Source organism: Rubripirellula lacrimiformis (assembly GCF_007741535.1).
GTDB lineage: Bacteria > Planctomycetota > Planctomycetia > Pirellulales > Pirellulaceae > Rubripirellula > Rubripirellula lacrimiformis.
Window position 1 is genome coordinate 4,351,477 of sequence record NZ_CP036525.1, and the last position, 21,640, is coordinate 4,373,116.

Annotated in this window: 19 protein-coding genes; 9 read left to right on the plus strand and 10 right to left on the minus strand. The window is 56.1% G+C overall.

Translation table 11 applies throughout. The annotated features are described in order from the left end of the window. Window positions 1-84 precede the first annotated feature (84 nt). The 4 genes from K227x_RS15155 (at window position 85) to K227x_RS15170 (ending at window position 8,094) form a co-directional block, all read left to right on the plus strand. The gene (locus K227x_RS15155; RefSeq protein ID WP_246145823.1) at window positions 85-3,120 is read left to right on the plus strand and encodes a hypothetical protein; all 3,036 of its coding nucleotides are present in this window, start codon (window positions 85-87) and stop codon (window positions 3,118-3,120) included. Window positions 3,121-3,267: 147 nt separating this feature from the next. Next, window positions 3,268-4,557, plus strand: coding sequence for a DUF1552 domain-containing protein (locus K227x_RS15160; RefSeq protein WP_145170711.1), 1,290 nt, complete (start codon window positions 3,268-3,270; stop codon window positions 4,555-4,557). Window positions 4,558-4,559: 2 nt separating this feature from the next. After that, entirely contained in the window at window positions 4,560-7,109 is a 2,550-nt protein-coding gene (locus tag K227x_RS15165) for a DUF1592 domain-containing protein (RefSeq protein WP_246145824.1), read from the plus strand. 67 nt (window positions 7,110-7,176) lie between these two features. Then, window positions 7,177-8,094: an isochorismatase family protein gene (locus tag K227x_RS15170; RefSeq protein WP_145170713.1), complete on the plus strand. Its 918-nt coding sequence runs from the start codon at window positions 7,177-7,179 to the stop codon at window positions 8,092-8,094. 150 nt (window positions 8,095-8,244) lie between these two features. Here the strand turns inward: K227x_RS15170 and K227x_RS15175 are convergent, their stop codons facing one another. Then, window positions 8,245-8,499, minus strand: a complete 255-nt coding sequence (locus tag K227x_RS15175; protein WP_145170715.1) for a hypothetical protein — start codon at window positions 8,497-8,499, stop codon at window positions 8,245-8,247. Window positions 8,500-8,771: 272 nt separating this feature from the next. On the opposite strand from K227x_RS15175, the gene K227x_RS15180 reads away from it, so the two are divergent. Beyond that, complete coding sequence (locus K227x_RS15180) at window positions 8,772-9,464, plus strand: zinc metallopeptidase (RefSeq protein ID WP_145170717.1); 693 nt, start codon at window positions 8,772-8,774, stop codon at window positions 9,462-9,464. Between the two features lie 5 nt (window positions 9,465-9,469). Here the strand turns inward: K227x_RS15180 and K227x_RS15185 are convergent, their stop codons facing one another. Continuing rightward, the gene (locus K227x_RS15185; protein ID WP_145170719.1) at window positions 9,470-9,802 is read right to left on the minus strand and encodes a hypothetical protein; all 333 of its coding nucleotides are present in this window, start codon (window positions 9,800-9,802) and stop codon (window positions 9,470-9,472) included. A gap of 387 nt (window positions 9,803-10,189) precedes the next feature. Here K227x_RS15185 and K227x_RS15190 point away from each other — a divergent pair, with 387 nt between their 5' ends. Continuing rightward, complete coding sequence (locus tag K227x_RS15190) at window positions 10,190-10,669, plus strand: HD domain-containing protein (protein ID WP_145170721.1); 480 nt, start codon at window positions 10,190-10,192, stop codon at window positions 10,667-10,669. Between the two features lie 33 nt (window positions 10,670-10,702). Here the strand turns inward: K227x_RS15190 and K227x_RS15195 are convergent, their stop codons facing one another. Together K227x_RS15195 and K227x_RS15200 are read right to left on the minus strand one after the other, a co-directional pair. After that, complete coding sequence (locus K227x_RS15195) at window positions 10,703-11,191, minus strand: DUF6653 family protein (RefSeq protein WP_145170723.1); 489 nt, start codon at window positions 11,189-11,191, stop codon at window positions 10,703-10,705. Between the two features lie 337 nt (window positions 11,192-11,528). Next, the gene (locus tag K227x_RS15200; RefSeq protein WP_145170725.1) at window positions 11,529-12,191 is read right to left on the minus strand and encodes a TetR/AcrR family transcriptional regulator C-terminal domain-containing protein; all 663 of its coding nucleotides are present in this window, start codon (window positions 12,189-12,191) and stop codon (window positions 11,529-11,531) included. A 118-nt stretch (window positions 12,192-12,309) separates the two neighbouring features. Between K227x_RS15200 and K227x_RS15205 the strand changes: the two genes are divergently transcribed. Together K227x_RS15205 and K227x_RS15210 are read left to right on the plus strand one after the other, a co-directional pair. After that, complete coding sequence (locus K227x_RS15205; protein WP_246145825.1) at window positions 12,310-13,335, plus strand: NAD(P)-dependent alcohol dehydrogenase; 1,026 nt, start codon at window positions 12,310-12,312, stop codon at window positions 13,333-13,335. Between the two features lie 5 nt (window positions 13,336-13,340). Then, window positions 13,341-13,799 carry a DUF1569 domain-containing protein gene (locus K227x_RS15210; protein WP_145177934.1) on the plus strand — a complete coding sequence of 153 codons (459 nt, stop codon included), beginning with the start codon at window positions 13,341-13,343 and terminating at the stop codon, window positions 13,797-13,799. Window positions 13,800-13,973: 174 nt separating this feature from the next. Here K227x_RS15210 and K227x_RS15215 read toward each other — a convergent pair whose 3' ends face one another. Next, the gene (locus tag K227x_RS15215) at window positions 13,974-15,146 is read right to left on the minus strand and encodes a zinc-dependent alcohol dehydrogenase (RefSeq protein WP_145170727.1); all 1,173 of its coding nucleotides are present in this window, start codon (window positions 15,144-15,146) and stop codon (window positions 13,974-13,976) included. 555 nt (window positions 15,147-15,701) lie between these two features. Here K227x_RS15215 and K227x_RS15220 point away from each other — a divergent pair. Then, entirely contained in the window at window positions 15,702-16,022 is a 321-nt protein-coding gene (locus K227x_RS15220; RefSeq protein WP_145170729.1) for a hypothetical protein, read from the plus strand. A gap of 216 nt (window positions 16,023-16,238) precedes the next feature. On the opposite strand, the gene K227x_RS15225 is transcribed toward K227x_RS15220, so the two are convergent. The 5 genes from K227x_RS15225 to K227x_RS15245 all read right to left on the minus strand — a co-directional run bounded on the left by K227x_RS15225 (window position 16,239) and on the right by K227x_RS15245 (window position 21,491). Beyond that, window positions 16,239-16,427 (minus strand): hypothetical protein, encoded by a 189-nt coding sequence (locus tag K227x_RS15225; RefSeq protein ID WP_145170731.1) that lies wholly within the window; start codon window positions 16,425-16,427, stop codon window positions 16,239-16,241. A gap of 99 nt (window positions 16,428-16,526) precedes the next feature. After that, window positions 16,527-16,919: a TspO/MBR family protein gene (locus K227x_RS15230; RefSeq protein ID WP_145170733.1), complete on the minus strand. Its 393-nt coding sequence runs from the start codon at window positions 16,917-16,919 to the stop codon at window positions 16,527-16,529. Window positions 16,920-17,168: 249 nt separating this feature from the next. After that, complete coding sequence (locus K227x_RS15235) at window positions 17,169-18,182, minus strand: glycosyltransferase family 4 protein (RefSeq protein WP_145170735.1); 1,014 nt, start codon at window positions 18,180-18,182, stop codon at window positions 17,169-17,171. Window position 18,183: 1 nt separating this feature from the next. Beyond that, complete coding sequence (locus tag K227x_RS15240; protein WP_145170738.1) at window positions 18,184-19,812, minus strand: alpha-amylase family glycosyl hydrolase; 1,629 nt, start codon at window positions 19,810-19,812, stop codon at window positions 18,184-18,186. Window positions 19,813-20,042: 230 nt separating this feature from the next. Then, the gene (locus K227x_RS15245) at window positions 20,043-21,491 is read right to left on the minus strand and encodes a glycoside hydrolase family 130 protein (protein WP_145170740.1); all 1,449 of its coding nucleotides are present in this window, start codon (window positions 21,489-21,491) and stop codon (window positions 20,043-20,045) included. Between the last annotated feature and the right edge of the window lie 149 nt (window positions 21,492-21,640).

Genomic DNA, 21,640 nt, shown 5'->3' on the forward strand with positions numbered 1-21,640 from the left:
GCACCGCTCTTTTTTTGCTTTATCGATATCGTCTCGATCGGCACTTCCAAGGGCATTCCAACGAAACCCCATCGAGCCCTTGAAATGCCAGTCTGTCGAGAACGGATCCTGTCGCGTCGGTTGCAACGCGGATTCCGATGCATCATTGCGGTGGTGGTTGGCCTGGTGTGCGGATCGGCATCCTGCTTCGCCGATGCAGTGCCGGACCATCAAGCCGCGACCCAGGCAACATCGGATGGTCCAGCGAATTCGCCAACCATGTCCGTGGTCGCTGCGACGACGCCCCCTGCCGTTCGCACCGACATCCAGATCAGCGGCGTCTATCCGCACCTGACCACGTATGGAATCTACAGCCAGAACGGTGGCCATTACAAAGAAGGGCATCGCGAGTGCGGTATCGGAGCGATCGTGCCTTGGGCGGGCAAGTTGTGGATGGTGAACTACGCCCCTCATCAACCATCCGGAAGCGAGCACAAACTGTTCTCGGTCGATCCAGATCTGACCCGGCCGATGACGGTGCATCCCGAAAGCGTTGGTGGTACGCCAGCCGGGCGAATGATTCACGCTGAATCCAACCAACTACTGATCGCTCATCATTTGATCGATGCCCAGGGGAACGTTCGTACGATTCAGCCCAAGGACATGCCGATTCGAGTCACCGCGATCGCTCGGCACCTAAAAGATCCCACCAACATGGTTTACTACATCGACATGGAGGGATCGATTTGGGAAGCCAACGTGCACACGCTTGCGGTGAAGCGATTGTTCAAAAAACCGGTGCCTGGTTGGCACGGCAAAGGCGGCTATACATCCCAAGGTCGATTGATCATTTCCAACAACGGCGAACTGCACGTCGGTGACTACGGCGACGTGCTGGTGGGCGGAAAAGCCAAGACACCGGAGGAACGTGGCGTGTTGGCGGAGTTCGACGGCACGAACTGGAAGATCGTCGAAAGACGGCAGTTCACCGAAGTCACTGGCCCCCAAGGAATCACGGGCGGCAGTGATGGCGATGACCTCGTCTGGACGATGGGCTGGGATCGTCGCAGCGTTCGTTTAAAAGTGCTCGACCACGGAAAATGGCATACTTACCTGTTGCCCAAAGCGGCCTACTGCAATGACGCCAGCCATGGTTGGTATACCGAATGGCCGCGGATTCGAGAGATCACCGAAGGCCGTTGGATGATGGACATGCACGGGATGTTCTTCGATTTCCCCAAGACGTTCTGCAGCACCCATTCGGCCGGAATCAAGCCGATTGGCAGTCACCTGCGTTACGTTCCCGACTTCTGTGCTTGGAACGGCAAGTTGGTTTTGGCGACCGATGAGACCAGCATCCAAGGCAATCCCTTGGCGGGACAACCGCAAAGCAACCTCTGGTTTGGCAGCTACGAAGACTTGAAAAATTGGGGCCCCGCCAGTGGCTATGGTGGCCCTTGGGTCAACGACGATGTCACCGCCAATACGCCTTCCGATCCGTTCTTGGTAGCGGGCTTTGACCGACGCATCCTGCACCTTGCGATTGGGACCTTGCACCCGGACGAAAATACCGCGTTGCGATCAACCGATCAATTGCCGATCACAAGGCTGCCCGCACAGTTGGCGTCGCTGCCACGGGTCACGGTCAAACGCGGTGATTGGCACGAACCGGCCAAAGGTTTCGAGTTCGTGCTCCGCGAACCCGCCACGGTCTATCTGGCCGTCGATGGACGCGGCAGCGCGTCGCTTCCGCCGATGTGGAAACTGACTGACCTCTCTTTGACATGGACCAAAAACGCTGACGACCGGATCTATGCGTGTGATTTCCCCGCCGGGTCGGTAGTGACCGTGCCTAGCCATCGGGTGCCGCATCACGAAGGTGCGTTCGCGGTACCACACATGGCCTTTGTGAAGAACATCGATGGGACGTCCGATCAAATCGCAGATCCCAAGAACAAAACGCCAAAAATTACGGTTCGAGGCGACGCGACCTTGACCAGGCCAATGGCTGACACCGCATCTCATTCGGCCTCCGCAACGCCGACTCGTGTGACCTTGCAAATCGACCAAAACGGCAATGGTGTCTGGACGGATTTCGACACGATCGAAATGGTCGGCGACGGTGCCACCAACAAGATTCTTCCACCGGATTTGGATGCCGTGTGGTTACGTTTCCAAACCGATCGCGATTGCGTGGCGACGGCCATCCTGCACCAAACGACAAGCCGGATGATCGACGGCCGCGCGGCGGACAACCAAGCGTTGTTTGCGGGGATCGCAGGCGTAGGCGAAGAAACACTGGGCTGTGTTGTCTACCCCGCCAAACGCAATCGCAACTTGCGAGTGATCACGACCGATGATCGCCACTTTGACTTTACGAAGTCAGGTTTTGAATTCGAATCCGATCCAGCTGACAAAGAACTCGCCGATCTGTTGCGGATCGAACCCGAGTTCACCGTCGACGAAGCATCGGTGATTCTGCAATACAAGGGCAAACGATGGCGACTGCCCAAGGGCGATCCTGCCTATGACCAACCGTTCGCATCGGGCTGGCCACGTGCATCCAGGGAAGTCGAATCCGAACGGCACTTGGCCAATATCCACGGCACTTTTTACGAATTGCCACTGGTGACCAACGGCGCCCCGCCCGCTTGGAATCTGATGCGGCCTGTTTCCAGCCACACGAAACAGATCACGGACTTCTGTTCTTGGAACGGTTTGCTGGTTCTGTGCGGAGTCCGGCCAGATGCGAAAGCCGACGGGCACGTGTACCGCGACTCGGCACAAGGCACCGGTCTTTGGTTTGGCGGGATTGACGACCTTTGGAAACTCGGCAAACCGGTCGGACGGGGCGGCCCTTGGTGGGACACGACCGTCGAATCGGGCGTGCCTTCGGATCCCTATCTGATGAAGGGCTACGATCAAAAGACCGCGACCCTTTCGCACACCAGTGACCAGCCAGTGACCGTCAAGATCCAGGTCGACCTGGATGGGACCGGTTTGTGGGTGGATTATCACAGCATCGTCGTCGAACCAGGCGCCCAAGCGGTTCATCGTTTCGCACCCGAGTTTTCCGCCTGCTGGGTTCGCGCGGTCGCGGATCAAGCCGCCCAGATGACGCTTCAGTTCGACTACCAGTAGCCGATCAAGCCGTCCGGCGTGTTACCGCCAACGTAGTGGGATCCTGGATGGGGGGGACATGGGCCGTTGAAATGCGTCGCCAGGTGGGTTGCTTTCTACCGCCGCTGTGATGTTGGATTGCACGCCCTTACAGGCTACAATGGGCCCATGTCAAAACAAAAGAATCTTGGTCGTCGGCGTTTCGTCATTCAGTCCGTAGCCGGTTCGCTTGCGCTGCCGGGATTGTCATCGGTGATGGCTGACACGGTGCCTGGCAATACGCCCATCGAAACCACTCGTGGCGCGGGTGTCGGTGCCCGTCGTTTTGTTGCCGTCGGTAACCTGCTCGGGTTCCAACAGAAGCATTTCTTCCCGGAGACAACGGGACGAGAATTCGAAGAAACACCCCTGCTGAAACCGTTGGCCGCCAATCGCGATCAGATCACGGTCTATCGTGGACTCGACCACGGCCTGCGTGGCGGTCACTTTGCGGTGCACACATTCCTGTCGGGCGTGCTGCATCACGAGTCGAAGAACCGACGTGACGGAAACGTTACGATCGATCAATTCATTGCTGACGAAGTTGGCAAACAAACGCGGTTCGCGTCGTTGACGGTGGGTTCCGAAGGTGGGATCCACGGTGGCTGCCAAATGTCGTGGACGAAATCGGGTGTCCGTGTTCCACCGATCACAGGCCCGGCAGCCCTGTTTGACCAATTGTTCACGACCGATTCGAAGGAACGTCACGCGCGGCAAGTCAAAGCGAACTCGCTGCAAGCTTCGGTACTGGATTCGATCATGGACGAAGCTGGCTGGCTTTCCAAGCGAGTCAACCAAGAAGACAAGTCGAAGCTGGACGAGTATTTCAGCTCCATTCGCGACGTCGAAAAGCGGCTTCAGGCACGGCGAACATGGGCCGATCAGCCCAAGCCCGAGGCACCGTTCGATAAACCCGCGGACACGAATACCGTCGACGACCTGCCGATGTTGTATGAACTGATCGCATTGGCTTTGCAGACCGATTCGACACGTGTTGCGACGCTAGAAATTGGCGGTAGCTTCCTGCCGCAAAACCTTGGCATCGACAAGTCTTATCACAGTCTTTCGCACCACGGAAACGACGAAGATGCGATCGCCGATTTGGTCAAGCTGGAAACTTATCAGTTAGAGCATTACGGTAAATTCCTGACGCGGCTGGCCGGAATCCAAGATGGCCAGCAGTCGCTGTTGGATTCAACGGCGGTACTGTTCGGAAGTGGAATGGGCAACGGCAGCTCGCACACCAACAGTGATCTGCCGATCGTTCTGGCCGGCGGTGGTTACGGTCGCGGCGAATTCAAAAAGGTGGATTCGAAACACTCGGGAAGTGTTCCACTTTGCAATTTGTACGTCGACATCGCTCAGCGAATGGGTGTCCCAACCGAATCGTTCGGAACCAGCACTGGCAGCTTCGCTTGAACATGACCGCTATGAACTTCGTTCGGATCCTTCGATCCCAGACGTTGCCAGTCGTTTGCTTCTTCGCCGCTTGTCTACTGACCAACGGGACGACGTTTGCGATGGAGCCGGATTCCGATTCGAAGTTGTCCGAAACCGATTCGGACCGAGCAGTCCGAGTCACCCAGTTTTTGACTCGCTACTGCGTCGATTGCCACAGCGCCGATACCGCAGAGGGCGAGCGTGAATTTGATTCATTTGCATTGCCGATCCAGACGCAAGACCAGCTGATCACGGCCGACGAAGTGATCGACCAGGTGACATTGAAATTGATGCCACCCCAAGACGCCGAACAGCCCACGGACGAGGATCGTTTGGCTTTGGTCAGTGATCTCCGCAGCGGTATCGAACTGGCACGCGATCAATTCCGGTCCACGGGTGGTCGAACGGTGATGCGTCGGCTTTCCAATCGCGAATACGAAACGACGTTGGCAACACTGTTTGGTCGCCGCGTCGACACTCTGGGGCTAACCGCCGATTTCCCCAAAGATAATACCAGCCAACACATGGACACGGTTGGCGAATCGTTGGTGACATCGGGGTTTCTGCTAGACCAATATTTCCAAGCCGCTTCTCGCTTGGTCGATATTCGCTTGGGCAAACCAGAGATGGTGCCAAAGTCGTGGCATTTCACCGACAATTTCCGCCAGTACGAAGAACTGACCGGTTCGCACCAAGCCGTCTTCAAATTCAAATTCCTGTGTCTGTATGAACAGCCCAATACCGACACGCGGCAGGGTGGTTACGGTCACATCGAGGACTTTTTAGAGGGCGTGCCGGTATCTGGGATGTACGACATTGAAGTGCACGCACAAGCGATGCACCGCGATACCCACTATGACCCGAAAATCTTTCGCATCGACTTCTCGGAACCCTTCCAGCTAGCGGTTGTTCCGGGCGACGCAACCAAGGGTCATATCCATTACCCGCAAGCGATCGAGCCGATTCTGGGAACCGCGATTGTCCCCGACGATCAACCGGAATGGCTCAGTTTCCGAGTGTGGCTGGATGCCGGTCAAACGCCGCGTTTCATCTTCCCGAACGGGCCCTACGAATCGCGTGCTTCCGTCATTGCCGCCAACAAACGATACAAGGACGAATTCAAGAATCCGAAAGAGGGTGTCAGTCGTAGCACGCTGCTTCGCGAAGGAGCACTGCCGCATATCAAGATCGGTGAAATCAAAATCCAAGGCCCGGTGCAGGAACCTGCCGGCGGCAAGGAAGAACAAGCCGTGTTCGGAGACGAAGGATTTCAAGAAGACAAGGCGTTGCTGCAACTTTACGCGTTTGCGCAAAAAGCCTTCCGACGCCCGCTGATCGAATCGGATCGCGGCAGGATTGAATCCATCTATCAGAAACGGTTGTCCGAGGACGCATCGGCACGCCAGGCGGCCTTGGACACGGTGAAGTTCATTCTGTGTTCACCGTCGTTTCTGTACCTCAGCGAAGTCACGGCCCCAGGTGCGGACCAACTGGGACCATTCGATCTTGCTTCGCGACTGTCGTATGCATTGTGGGGATGCCCGCCCGACCAGGAACTGTTTGCCGCGGCCGAGTCGGGGCGGTTGAACGAGTTGGACGAACTGAAGTCGCAGGCTAGACGTATGCTGGCTGACAAGCGATCGGAAGAGTTCGTCAAAGGATTTCTGGACGGCTGGTTGAATCTTCGAGACATCGGAAATCTTCCGCCGCCTCGCAAGGACGCTTGGCAATATTACTCGGAAAACCTGCCCGATTCGATGAAGCAGGAAGCTCGCCAGTTCTTCCGAAACCTGTTGGATCACAACGGACCGATCAGCGACTTCCTGGACGCTGACTACACCTTCGTCGATAAGAAATTGGCCAAGCTGTATCAGTTGCCAGAACAGGACACGCTGCGACTAGCCGACGGTTTTCAGCGCGTCGAATTGGACCAGAACAAGCAACGCGGCGGGCTGCTAGGAATGGCTGGCGTCCTGACCGTCAGCGCCAACGGGGTCGATACATCGCCGGTGACACGCGGTGTTTGGGTGCTGGAGAACATTCTAGGCATACGGCCTCCGCCGCCCCCCGACGAAGTCCCCGCGCTGGATGCTGATACCAACGGAGCGACCACGATCCGCGAAAAGTTGGCGAAGCATAGCGAAGACAAAACGTGCATCGTGTGCCACCGCAGCATCGACCCGCTGGGTTTCGCGCTCGAAACGTTCGATCCCATTGGCCGATGGCGAACCAAATATCCCAAGCCCAATGGCAAGGGATCCGGCGCGAAGGTAGATCCGTCCGGTAAACTTTCCACAGGCGAAGAATTTGACGATTTCACGAGCTTCAAGAAGTCGTTGCTGGAAAGCCGTCGAGAGATGTTCGCACGAAACTTGGTCGAAAAGCTGCTGACCTACACCACCGGCCGACATATGGAACGAGTCGATCAGTACGCCATCGACGACATTCTGGACCGAGTGGCCGCTGATGATGACGGTTTGCAGACGATGGTGATCGAAGTGTTGGCGAGTCCGATTTTTCGATCGCCATGAATCGAGACGTGTCGACGATGTGTCGCTGGATCCCCGCTGTGACAATCCCCTTTTACGAGATTCAGGAATGATCCGTCTTACGATCTTGATGTTGGTCTGCGGAATGGTCTTTGTCGGTCCATTTGCCTTCGGCCAAACCGATTCGGTGATGTGGCAGTTGCAACTACAGTCTCGGTCGATTCCCGAATCGGGCGAATCGGCGCAGCCCTCGCTAGAGCGTCAATCGTGGTCGGCCGACCAGACGGCGCTGATCGTCTGCGACATGTGGGATCTTCACCACTGCTATCGTGCGGTGCAACGCGAAGAACAACTGCTGAAGCCGATGCAATCTCTCGTTACGCACATGCGTGATGCCGGTGCGACGATCATTCATTCCCCCAGCAGCTGCATGGATCACTACCAAGATCATCCGGCACGAAAGCGGGCGATGTCTTTGGTCGGGCATGAAGCGCCGCCGGAAATCGAATCATGGTGCTACAAAATCGACACGGAATCCGCGGTCACCTATCCCTTGGACCAGTCCGATGGCGGCGAGGACGATACACCCGAGGAACACGCTGCTTGGGCGAACAAGTTGACCGAGATGGGATTGGATCCCAAGCAACCCTGGTCGAAACAGCACGACGGGCTGACGATCGATCCTGCTAGCGACTACGTTACCGACCAAGGAAAAGAAGTCTGGTCCATTTTGAAGTCGCGAGGTATCCAGAACGTTGCCATCGTGGGCGTGCACACCAACATGTGCGTGCTTGGTCGGCCCTTCGGACTTCGTCAGCTGGCAAAGAACGGAGTCAATGTTGTTCTGGTTCGCGATCTGACCGATGCCATGTACAACCCAAAATCGTGGCCCTACGTTTCACACGCCGAGGGCACGCAGCGGATCATTCAGTACATCGAACAGACTGTGAGTCCGACGATTACCAGCGACCAAATCGTAGGGGGATCTCCCTTCGTGATCCAGCCGATCGCAGCTTCCGGCAAGTAGCTTGGCGGATGCCGGGGCTGTAAACGGAGCCAATGCGGCGCGTCACGACGGAGCACTCCCTGCAGACCCTGGGCCCCCGTCCGGCGTGTCCCGCCGTCCGGTCCGGCGATGCTGACTGGGTTCATCGCTGTGTCGCAGGTCGGGCTGCGGTTACGACGCCGATTCGATCTCGTCGGCCAGTTTGCGTAGCATTTCGGGGGTGACACCTTCGTTCATTCCTTGCCTGAGCTGTGCAACGATCGTTTGCAGCAAAACCAATCGCACTTCCCAAAGCAGCTTGCGGTACAGGTTGATCTCTTTCCAAAGATCACTCTTGGTCGCTCGGGATTCAGGCTTTGGCGGCAGCCCATCAATCATCAGCTTAGCGATATAGTCCGAATTCGCTTTCTCTCGCTTCGATGGCATGGGGCATGTTTCTTGGCGGAAGAGGGGAACCGGGATGCGTTCGTTGACAAATCACAAGGCAGCAAATCACCCATTTTGGATTCGCCATCCGTCCTGGACAACCATCGGGGATTTCCACGACGTCACCGCAGCCCGCGAGCGGCGATGGATCCGCAAGCCAGCTGAACCGTCATGCGGAGGACGCCCAGATATGGCGATGGGAAGTCAACGTATACAATTGGCGTTTTTGAAATACTGCGCGACGAATTCCGACAGGGTCCCAACATACCGTCATGAACGATCCCATTTTCTTATTGTTGCTGTTCGGAATTCCTGTGATCAGCAAAATCGTTTCATCCCAAATGCGGAAACGCTTCGTTCAGTTCTCGAAGGATCCAACTGCGTTGTCTGGGCGAGAAGCTGCCGAGCAGATGTTGGCAACGCGAGGAATCACCGACGTCGCAGTGATCTCGACACCTGGCCAATTGACCGATCATTACGATCCGCGAACCAAGACGGTCAACCTTAGTCAGGTCGTCTACGGCGAACGAAACGTTGCGGCGGTAGCGGTTGCGACACACGAATGCGGTCACGCTGTCCAAGATGCGACCGGTTACCCGATGCTGACCGCCAGATCGAAGATGGTGCCACTGATGAAGATCAGCAACGTAGCGCTACCGGTTCTGGCATTCGGCGGTGCAGGCGTGTCGGAAATCGCTGGACAACATGGAACCGCACTGTTGTGTCTGTTGGCACTGGGGATGCCGGCGTTGTTTAGCCTTGTCACGTTGCCGGTCGAATTCAACGCCAGTCGCCGGGCGCTTGCCTGGCAAGAGGAAGTCGGCATCGCGGCGGGCGATCAGCAGTCGGGAGCAAAGAAGGCTCTTTTCTGGGCCGCGATGACCTATGTTGTCGCAGCGTTGGGCGCGATCATCCAGGCTTTGTACTTTGCGAAGATCTTCCTGGGGCGTGGGCGACGCGGTTGATCTGTTCAATCGCCTTCCAAGTAGCGTTTCGCTCGCTGGGCCGCGGCATCCAACAGGGTATCGGAATGTTCGTCGAATTGCTCCGAAAGCCGCTCGACATCCATCGCTTTGATCCCGTCGATCGCCACACCAGCGGACGCGGACAGCACGGGCTGGACACTATCAGCAAATTCGTCGAAACGAGCTTCGGTTCGCTCGGATACTGCCACCGCCCGTTCGATCTTCGGTAGCAGACCAACTACCAATGCAATGGCAAGCACCGTCATCGCGACCAGATTGGCGGTCGCCAGCCAAACCAAACGAGTTAGATGGATCTCGGTTCGTGATGTCTCTGGCATTCTGTTTCTCGCAACAAGTGGTTCAGCCGAGCGTTTGGGGAATCGGCAGCTGTCGAAATTCTAGCGATTTTCGTTGCTTGAAGACATTGCACTGTCGTTGGGACGAGATGGCTTAGCAACGACCTTCTCGCACTGCAAGCGAGACGAATTTCACGCCATCGATATCCCTCGGTCGAATTGCCGTTGCAAGCAAGCATCGCGCCCATCGCAAAAGGAAACGGCTTCGAGCCAGATTCCGTTGACCTTTAGAGTTTGCGTTGGGGCCGCTAAGATGGTTGGGGAAGATGGCGAAAGCAAGCGTCATCGCAGACGGGACTCGAGTCCACAACGAATGTGCTCGGTTGCAATCACTGGTTTTATTAAGCGAGAGAGCGGGTACGATCATCGATGGCGGATTTAGACGAAGCACTGGTATTGGTGGCAACGCATTTCCGCGGAGTTCGCGACAAAGCCGGTTTGCCGTACGTGCTGCATTGCCTGCGAGTGATGATGAGCGTCGATTCGCTGGATGCCAAAATGGTTGCCGTGATGCATGATCTTGTCGAAGACACTGCAGTAACCATGGATGATTTGCGGCAACGCGGATTCTCGGAAACGGTTCTGACGGCTCTGGAATTAGTGACTCATCGCGATGCGGATTCTTACCAGGACTATGTGGTGCGAATCAAAGACGACGCGATCGCCTGCGAGGTCAAGCTGGCGGACCTTTGCGACAACACATCGCCATCTCGAATGCTGCTGCGTGAAGGACGCGAGGACCGGGACACCGCCCGAATCCAAAAGTACCTGCTTAGCTACAATTTCCTGTCCGATCAGATCGACCAGCCAACCTATCGCCGACGGATGACAGCAATCGCGAACGCATAGCCAGGGTTTCCTCGCTGAAAGCCTTGTCGACGATCAACCCTCGACACTCTGGTGGTCACGATAGATCCAGACCATCCGGTCGATGAACCACAGTTTGCCTAGCATTGTCACCGCTAGACCAAACAACGTGGCCGCAAGGTCCAGCCAGATCAGTCCGCCCAAGAAGATCGCGGTGCCCAACCCGGCGATCATCGTCAGCTTGCGAGCGACGCGGACATGATGCCCGGCCACCGTGCCGGGTTCGTTGGCTAACCAAATTCGCTCGCCCAGCACACCTTGCGACATCCAATTATCCACGGACTTTGGTCGTGGGAACACCCGCGGGTTGATCCAAATCCAAACGATCAAGACTGCGATCGGAACTAGCGACCAGAGACCGATCCAAACCCGGCTCCAGATCGCGATCGCCAGCAGCGGCAGGGTGACGACGCGAGTCCAGCCACTCCACGGATTCACGTGCCGCTGCCACACCGTGTCGTTCATTCCCATCGCCTGCTCAGTCAAACGACCCAACCTGTTCATCACTGTCTCCCGATGATGCCCTGCAAACACAATAACGAGCCACTTTCCTCACCCAACGCTTCCCCGCGACGCGAAGGCAATGCCCCGCGCATCCAAACCGATCCCGAAAGACAAACACGACCGCCATCAAAAAGTGGAAAACGCCGTTCCGACTAGCAACAAGTCTTGAACTTGAACTTGAACTTGAACTTGAACTTGAACTTGAACTTGAACTTGAACTTGAACTTGAACTCGAACTCGAACTTGAACTCGAACGCGAACTCGAACGCGAACGCGAACGCGAACGCGAACTCGAACTCGAACTCGAACCTAAAACGTCCCCAAACCGAACTCCCCGCTATCTCCGTCTCATCGCTTCAAGCCCGTCCAACACCAGTTCCAAACCAAAATCCAATTCGTGAATCCCATCGTGCCGCAGTGCAATCACCTGCTGCGAAAGAGAATGCAGATAGGGGTATTCATCCGCCGGGATCATGGGCAGATACTGCGTGGCAACCGTTGCGTATTGATCGGGCTGAAACGGAAAGTTCAATTTCTGTAACGTGAATCCATAGACGAAACTGTCGATCGCGTTCCATGCATAGTCCGCGGCCGGATACGAAAAGCCAGCTTCCACCAGACATCCGATCGTTGCGTCCGCGTACCGCAGCATCGCCGGGCCGGAATTCACGCGTGAAACGATCAACATGGTCGCCCAAGGATGTTGCATCAGCACTTGGTGAGCCGAAGTGGCCCGACGCTGCATCGCGACCCTCCAATCCCCACCCACCGCGGGCACGTCGATCTCACCCACCACGGCATCGACGATTCCATCCAGGATCTCGTCCTTGTTGGCGACGTGGTTGTACAACGACATCGCTTCAACGTTCAGCTTTTGGGCAATCTTTCGCATCGTTAGGGCATCGATGCCACCCTGGTCGGCAATGCGAACCGCTGCTTCCAAGACGCGTTCCTTTCGTAGCGAACCGCGACGCTGATCGGTCTTTTTCGTCTTCGCCATCCACCTGTCCAAATTCATGATGTCGCGCCCGAACGCTTGACGGACTTACAGTGTAAGTATACTTTGATACTTCGGCAACAAACAGCGGATGCTGTTCGGGCCCTTGGATCCAAATCTTTTGTTTCACTTTCCAGGATGGGTGACCGTGCGGGCAATCTATCAACAGGAATATGGGTCGCCGCAGACGCTAGCGCTGACCGAACTGGAACGGCCTAGCATCCGAAGAGATGAAGTTCGCATCTGTGTCCACGCCGCAGGCTTGCACATCGGGGACGCCTTCGCTGTGCGAGGAACCCCGTTTCTGATGCGGATGGAAACCGGGTGGCGCAGGCCTCGATACGGTGTGCCCGGATTTGATGTTGCTGGAGTCGTTGAATCGGTCGGAGCGAACGTCAAGCAATGGAAGCCTGGCGACGCAGTGTTTGGAGCCTGTAAAGGTTCGTGTGCCGAATTGGTGTCTGCCAAGCAAGACCACATCGCTGCCAAGCCGAACAATCTGACGTACGCCCAAGCCGCAGCGCTGCCAACCTCTGGGCTAGCTGCTTTGCACGCCCTTCGAAACGTGGCTCGCGTAACCGCCGGACAAAAAGTCCTGATCAACGGTGCATCCGGCGGTGTCGGAACTTATGCCGTGCAGATCGCCAAGGCGTTTGGCGCCGGAGTCACTGGCGTGTGCAGCGATCGCAATGCTGGCTTGGTCCGCTCGATCGGTGCCGATCACGTCATCGCCTACGACCATTCTGATTTTGCGGCCGGGCAGCAACGATACGATGTCATCTTGGACAACGTCGAAAATCGGTCGCTTCACGATTGCCGTCGTGTGCTGGCCCCATCCGGCATACTGATTCTGAACAGCGGGACTGGCGCCAGTGGACTTTCTTTGCTGTGGCGAATCGCCAAGCCGTTGCTGCTGTCACCATTTTCGCGTCAGCGTCTGCGGCGTTACCTTTCCATGCCGAACCGCAAAGATCTGGAAACGCTGACTTCGCTTATCGATGCCGGCAGTTTGTCACCCGTCATCGACCGCTGCTATACGCTAGACGAAACGGCATCGGCAGTACAACACCTGGAAGCGGGGCACGCCCGCGGGAAAGTGGTGGTGCTGGTCCAGTCGGATTCCGAAACCGCAGGCACGGAGCCATGACGAAGATGAACGATCTACGGACCATCGAATTTGCAGACCTGACCGCTGCCGTCGACGAAGCGCGTTCCCTGTTGGCCAGTGGATACAGCCGTCAGGGACAGTGGACGCTGGGCCAAATTTGCCGACACTTGGTGTTGGTTCAAGATCCCAGCGTTGATGGGTATCCCCGTTGGATGTCGTTGTTCGCGTTCTTGCGGCCAGTGATGCGACGATGGCTTTTGCCCAAGCTACTCAGCGGCGATTCGCCAACGGGCATTCGGACAACATCTTCGTTCACACCACCCGCTTCTACCGACGATGCGACGGAGGTGGATCGGTTCGCCGCTAGTGTCGATCGACTGTTGCATTACACGGGAGACTACGCAGCCCACCCAGCGTTCGGCCGCCTGCCCCGAGCACGGATCCTCGAGATTCACAGTGCCCACGCCGCACACCATCTGCGGTTCCTGATTCCCAGCAAATGATCCAACCAACGTAGGCCGGAACAGGGATCCAAGCGACGCAGATCCGGCAATCTGACACCGCAACGCACGCTACCTGCCGGTCCCCTTTCCGCCTACATTCCAATCGCAATCCACGAAACCGCTTCAGTGCAAATCAAATGCACCACCTAACTTGCCAGCATCACAATTCCCGGCCTAAGGATTCAGGACAACTTTGATGCAGCTGTCGCTGCGTTGTTCGAAAGTCTTGTAAAGCTCGGGAGCTTGATCCAGAGATCCGCGGTGCGTGATCACAAACGACGGGTCGATGGCTCCTTCGACGATCTTTTCCAGCAAGGGCTGCAAGTACCTTTGAACATGCGTTTGTCCCATCTTGAAGGTCAACGCCTTGTTCATCGCCGGCCCCATGGGAATTCCGTCCACCGTGCTCGTGTAGACACCGGGAATCGAAATTGTCCCGCCCTTGCGACAGCACTTGATCGCTTCGGCCAACACATACGGATGGTTCGCCGGTACGTGAGTCGCCTCTTTGACGTCGTCAATCGCTTCGCGGATCCCGCTAGCCGCATGAGCTTCGGCGCCCACCGCATCGATACATCGATCCGGCCCGCGTCCTTTCGTCATCTCCATTAGCCGCTCGTACACATCCTGTTGTTCAAAATGAATCGTCTCGGCCTTGCCATGTCTCCGTGCCATCTCCAACCGCTCGGGTTCACGGTCAATCGCGATCACTCGACCTGCACCGAACATCCATGCACTTTGAATGGCGAACTGAGCGACTGGGCCACAGCCCCATACGGCGACGGTGTCGCCGGGCTCGATGTCACAATTCTCGGCACCCATGTATCCAGTTGGAAAAATATCCGAAAGGAAAAGGACTTGGTCATCGGGTATGCCGTCGGGAATCTTGATCGGCCCGACATCGGCAAACGGAACTCGCAGGTACTCGGCCTGCCCGCCCGCGAAGCCACCTAGCATGTGCGAATACCCGAGCAGGCCGGCGGGCGACTGGCCCATCATTTTGGCCGCCATGTCCGCGTTGGGGTTGGATTCATCGCATAGCGAAAATTCAGTTCGGTTACAGAAGAAGCAGTGACCACACGAAAGAGTGAACGGTACCACGACACGATCACCCTTCTTCAATTTCGATACAGCATTCCCCACTTCGACGACCACGCCCATCGGTTCATGACCGATCACATCGCCCGCTTGCATCGACGGCATGTAACCGTTGTACAAGTGAAGGTCGCTGCCGCAAATTGCCGTCGACGTCACTTGAATGACAACATCGCCCGGATCCACAATTTTGGGATCATCGACATTGTCTACTCGCATGTCATGACGCCCGTGCCAACAAACCGCTTTCATCGTTACTTCCTATCTTGGACTGAATCGTAGGGAACGACGCTGATGAAAGCACTTCGCGTGCCAGCCGTTTGACCGAGGCGATTCCAGGCGATGACCAGATTTATGCCTGTGCCCTCAGCTTCGCCGCGCGTAGGCCGGTAATCGGATGGCATTGTCGTGCACCTCACCCGACGGGGAACGTTTGCAAGGTAGCGACGTTTAGGGTTCCGCTGGTACTTTGGAAGAACGTCGAGGTACGCGATGTGCTGTTACCGTTCACCGCAACGACCCCTGTTGCGAACCACGGAGCCAAGGCATCGTTCGGATAAAGATCTTGATTCCTGACGGACGCCGATTTGTGACAACAGATTCAAACTTTGCAGTTTGGCAGGAAGCGAACCGAACAGCCTGGTCGCTCAGAAACCGACCTCGGGTCGAAGCATCGCGGAAGCCAATGAAAGTGGAGCTAGACAGAATCTGCATCCTTGATTCACAAAGCGACCCGCAATAGCCAAGTCATAGCCGCGATTCAGCGAGCAGGCTTGATGGACTCTTCCAAAGCAATCACGGACCTCAATGGACTACCCGAAAACGCCCGATGGCCGGTACTTCGTCCACAACGAAAGACTTTGGCGGTGCAGCAATCCGAATCTCAGCGAAGAACTTCGCACTCGCTTGGTTGCAGAGCTGATGGACGCTCGCCGTGAAGTCCGGCGGGCGAAAAGAGCGATGGAGGCCACGTCCCTAGCGGACGCCAGACAACGGGTTCATACCGCGAAGGTTGCTTTGGGCGAACGCGGGAACACTTGGTGGGACGATGACACCGATTTCAATCGGTTCCTCGTCAAAAATACGCCCTACGCCCAGTGGTGGATGGACTTGGCGCATCAAAAATGATCCGCCAGGCAACAAGCGACCCAAAAGTGTCGCGATTGAAGTCATCTCGCCCCCGCCGCGCAGCGGTTTGCGGGGGAAGAGAGTTGGAGAGAGGGGGGAAGAAAGCAACGACACTGATGGATCGCTCGTTGCTTCGCCTTTTCGGGGATCCATCACGAATTCACGGTCCAAGGCAAGCCGCCTTGGTGGGTACGCACGGCGAAACCAGTCGTACAATCAATTTAGATCCCGCGCCCGCTCGTTGTTCTCTTCCAGACGCTTGGCGGTTTCCTCGCGATAAAGTTGCGTACTGACGGTGTGGTCGCTCTTCGATCGTTCGTCCGCACGACTTGCCGCGTCGTGGTCGATGCCGCGAACAATGGGAGACGATACGCCGTGAACGGTTTGAATCGGATAGCTGGCCATGGTTGATCCTGATCGGAATGCGGAAGTTGCCTTTGGGTTGATCTATTCACGTAAGCATTCGCCGTGCCGAAATGCTCGATCTTCTGACCGTGACCGAGTTTAGTTGTTCCAAGTGATCGTGAACTGCAACACGGTCGCAATGGAAACCCACACCAGGTATGGGATCTGTGCAAGAGCGATCCAGCGGTGGTGAGGCCAAATCGCCTTCATCGCCCATAGGATCGTGATCCAAACGATCGCGATGTCGACCGCCGCAAGCGGGAGATTTCGAAGACCAAACTGAATCGGCGTGAACGCGACGTTCGCGATCAGGTTGATCACCAGCGGGATCGCCACCGGAAACGGAATCTTCTTGCGAGCGACTCGATAGAAGATGTAGCCAAAGGTAACCAATATGATCGGATACAGAATCTGCCAGATCAGCCCGATCGTCGATGGTTCGGGAGTCCAGGTTGGTTTTTCGAGAGCATCGTACCAGTCACGCCAAGACATGTTTCAATCAAAATCAGTAGGGAGAGATCGAGTGCAAAAACGAGTCGCTTTCGCAGAGCAAAAAGGAGACCAGTACCCGGGGATTCTGCTCGTCGTCGATTCCGCCCGAGCGGTTACCTGACATCATTCATTCCATTTTCTGCGACCGACGACGATTCACATCAGTGTACCTGTTGGCGATTGACGCCGGTCGTCATGTTGTTGGTTTCGATCCTCCCGTTCGCGGTGAATCGCTGCAACGGAACCCAATCAGGCTTTGCCAAGGATGCGTCGATAGACGCTGATGTAGGCGTCCGCCATCCGATCGATCGAGAACCGTTCTGCCACGGAACGACGGACAGTGCTGCGATCGATGTCACCGATTCGCTCGATCGCCCGACTCGCCTCTTCGAGGCCGTCGACCAGAAAACCTGTGACGCCATGTTCAATCAATTCGGACATCGACCCGCGTCTCGTAGCGATCACCGGCGTCCCGCAGGCCATCGCCTCGACGACCGAAAGCCCAAACGGTTCATCGAAGTTGATCAGATGCAGCAAGGCGTGTGCATTCCCCAGTGCGTCTAACCGCTGCTGCCCACCAACCGCACCGTGATACGTCATGTGCACACCATCGTTGGCCGAGACTACTTCCGATTGATAGTATCCATCATCCTGCACGATACCGTACATATTCAGATGACGCCCGCATCGCCGTGCAACGGCGATCGCCTCGGCCGCCCCTTTATCGGGATGGATTCGGCCAAAGAATAGCAGGTCATCGCTAGTGTTTGCATGGAACGGAAAGTCATCCAACGGAATCCCATGATGGATGGTGGCCGCATACCGGAGACCGGGATGGCGATCGGCGTCACTGATGGCAACGTAATGCACCACGTCCTGGAATTCGCGATACATCGGCATGATCCGATCCGACGAAAATCCATGAATCGTTGTGACAATCGGCGTCTTCACCAATCGTGAAAACGCGTGGGCGGGAAAATCCGCTTGGTTGTGAATCAAATCAAACCGATCGGCCTGTTCAAACAGATACGCCAAATGTCGGAACTCCCAAACCTTTGCGTCGATCGATGCATCATCCCCGTACGGCGCCGGCACCACACCGTCAAGCGTTCCCGTGGTCTCGCTATCCAATGTCGCAAAGAGTGTCACGTCGATCCCCCGTCTGACCAATGCCTCGGTCAACATGCTGGTAACGAGTTCCCAAGGACCGTAGGCTCTAGGCGGCGTTCGCCACGCAATCGGAGCCAGCATCGCAATACGCATGTTAGTGTTGCCCGTAAATTTTCAAGATCAAACCTTCGTTCGGCTCCAGCGTCTCATCATGTGGCCGATCGCCACCTGTCACGGGCCGCAGCGTCGAAACCAGTACATCGGTGCCCGCCAACTTTTGATCCAGCGAAGACAGCGGCAGCGGCCGCATCTGGTCACTAAGGTTCATCGCAATCAGCAATCGCTGGTCGCCATGCTGGCGTTCGTACGCCAGCACATCGTCTGCGGAATCAATCAGCGTCAGATTCCCGCTGGTCAGCGCAGGGTGGCTCCGCCGAAACGATAGCAGGGTTTGGTAAAGCGAAAGAATCGAATCGCTATTTCGACTTTGCATAGCGACATTGCGATCACGCCAATCGTCGTTTAGCGGCAGCCATGGATCGACGGTGCTGAACCCCGCGAATTCGTGGTCGTCCCACGGTATCGGCGTTCGCGAGCGATCCCGCCCAATCCCGAGTTCAGGCTGACGCAGGTCCTGTGGATCTCGAACTCGATCGCGTGGGATACAGACTTCCCCGATGCCAATTTCATCACCTTGATAAAGTGTCGGCGTTCCGCGAAGCGTCAGTAGCAGCATCGCTGCGATTCGGGCTTGCGAGTCTCCCACGCGTGCAGCGATGCGAGGTGCGTCATGGCTGCCGATCACCCAATTGGGCCAGCCGAATGCGGGAAGGCAGGCTTCGTAGTCTGCGATCATCCGTCGCAGTGCCGATGCGTTCCATTGTGTTTCCATCAGACCGAAGTTGACGGGCAAGTGGACCTGTGGACGCTCCGCGGTTCCGTACCACTGAACTAAGCGGTCATTTGGCAAACAGATTTCGCCTATCAACACACGGTCGCCATAGTGATCGGCAAGTGCACGAAAGTCGCAAGCAATCTTGTGGGCGTCCGGTTGGTCAGTCGAATAGGTCTGGATCAATCGGTCTCGTTCGGTACGATCGGATGTCCAGTCCCGGTTGATGGGATTGTTTCGCAGTGACGCATCTTTCACGATATGCCACAGTACATCCATCCGAAATCCGTCAACGCCGCGGTCCAACCAAAACCGCAGCACCGACATCATCGCTAACCGCAGTTCGGGATTTCGCCAATTCAGGTCCGGCTGCTGTTTCAGGAACGCGTGAAGGTAGTATTGGCCAGTCGGTGCATCCCTCTGCCAAGACGATCCACCAAAGTCACTGATCCAGTTGTTCGGCGGACCTCCACCGGGTGCCGGATCACGCCAAATGTACCAATCGCGTTTCGGGTTATCGCGGGATGCCCGGCTTTCGACAAACCATGGATGTTGATCCGAAGAATGATTGGGAACGAAGTCGAGTACAAGCTTCAGCCCCCTCGCGTGAACCGCAGCCAGCAACCGATCAAATCCATCCAGATCTCCGAATATCGGATCGATGTCGCAATAGTCCGCGACGTCGTAGCCAAAGTCAGCCATCGGTGAAGGATAGATTGGCGAAAGCCAGATTGCATCGATGCCTAGACGGACAAGGTGGTCCAAACGTGATTCGATACCAGCAAGGTCACCCACCCCGTCCGAATCGCTATCCTGAAAAGAACGAGGATAAATCTGGTAGATCACCCCCGTTTCCCACCACGCAGGTTGCCTTTGGCTTGGACATTCCATATCGATCTAGCTCATCTGGAAAAGACGGGAATCACTGCCCGCGTGGTTCGGCGGACCAAACTGGATCGACTATGAGACGCGAGGTAGCCATTTTCGGTGCTTTGCCTAGCAACGATCGATTAGTAGGTGTCGCTTCTTTCTTCCCCCTCTCTCCAACTCACTCCCCCGCAAACCGCTGCGCGGCGGGGGCGAGATGACTTTCATCGCAACACATATTGATCGCTCGTTGCTTAGGAAGTCATTGACGACAGCAACTCGTTCAAATCGATCGTGGCAAAGGTTGTGGCGTAGTCCGACATCGCGTAGGGGATGATCAAAGTGTTCTCGAACACGATCGCACCGCAGGTGTAGACCACGTTGGGAACATACCCTTCTCGCTCCACTTCATTCGGAGTGATCAGTGGTTCAGCAAGCCGAGCCAGAATCTTGGACGGATCCTCCAAATCCAATAGCATCGCGCCGATGCAGTACTTACGCATTGGACCGACACCGTGGGTCAGGACAAGCCAACCGGCTTCCGTTTCGATCGGCGATCCGCAGTTGCCCATTTGCACATACTCCCATGGATAAGTGGGCTTGATGATCAATTCAGCGGTGTGCCAAAAGTACAGCATGTCCGAATACATCAGGTACAAATGCTCGCCGTCCTGTCGCCCCAGCATTGCGTAATGCCCATTGATCTTCCTGGGAAACAATGCCATTCCTTTGTTCGCCACCGCCGGACCATTCAGCGTATGCATCTTGAATCGCAGGAAGTCCTTGGTTTCCAGCAACTGTGGCAAGACCATTCGTCCATCGTAGGCGCTGTAGGTCGCGTAGTACCGACTGGTGCCATCATCATTTTGAAAGTGAACGAATCGGGCGTCTTCGATTCCGTTGGATTCCGTTGGACTGAACGGAAAGATCAGCCGTTCGGATAGATCATGGTCGGCCGTGTATTGGACTTCGTAGTTGGACTTCGCCAGTATCACCACTTGCTCGACGATCGGTGCAAGTTCGTCATGATGAGACCGGTGCTCGCGCAGGGATGCATTGAGTCGGGTTTCGAGCTGACCCAGCGTGAATTCGCTAGGCAGTTCTGACAGCACCTGATAGGTGAACGCTGTTCCCAAGCCTAGCTCGATCAATTTGCGACGGAACAAATCATTCTCGTAACTGGAATCGGGCACAAACGTCGGTGTCGTCACGAATCGAACCGGTTCATCGATTGCGATTTCAAGATCACGGCTAATCGTGCCGCTGCGAAACACGATGGACGAGATATGTCCTTCGCCCACCGCTCGCAGACTCATTGCAAACCGTTTCGACCCTGCCGGAACATTGCTCTGGTCTGGATGCCAAACCAACGAAGGGTTGAACAGAGCCGCAGATTCCAACGCGTATTCTTGAGTAAAGTAGGCACCCAAAAGCAATTGCCGGTGGTCGCTCAGAGGCGTGTCGGTCAGCAGGTAGTGCCTAAGATCGCAAAACCGTTGTTTGAAGAACGCTTTGGGGTCTTGATGACGCCCATGAAATTCATCCAACACATGGTCCAGTTGGCTATCGACTTCCGCCTCCGACAACGTACAAACGCGGGCGATCACGCGAAGGATACGATCGTCGCCGGGTGGCTGAAACGGTCGCAAGACCACGCGTTGTCGGTTGGGGGATAGAACGATGCCGGTGCGTTTGATTTGCATCAATGGATACTTCCAGGTTGGATGGGTTCTTTTTCATGCATTGCCTTTCGTCGAAAGACCATCGCATTGGTTTCGGAAAAATCCGACGGGTTTTCTGCGTAGCCAAACGATCTACCACGCCGACGACGTTCACGCATGCAGCACGCCAA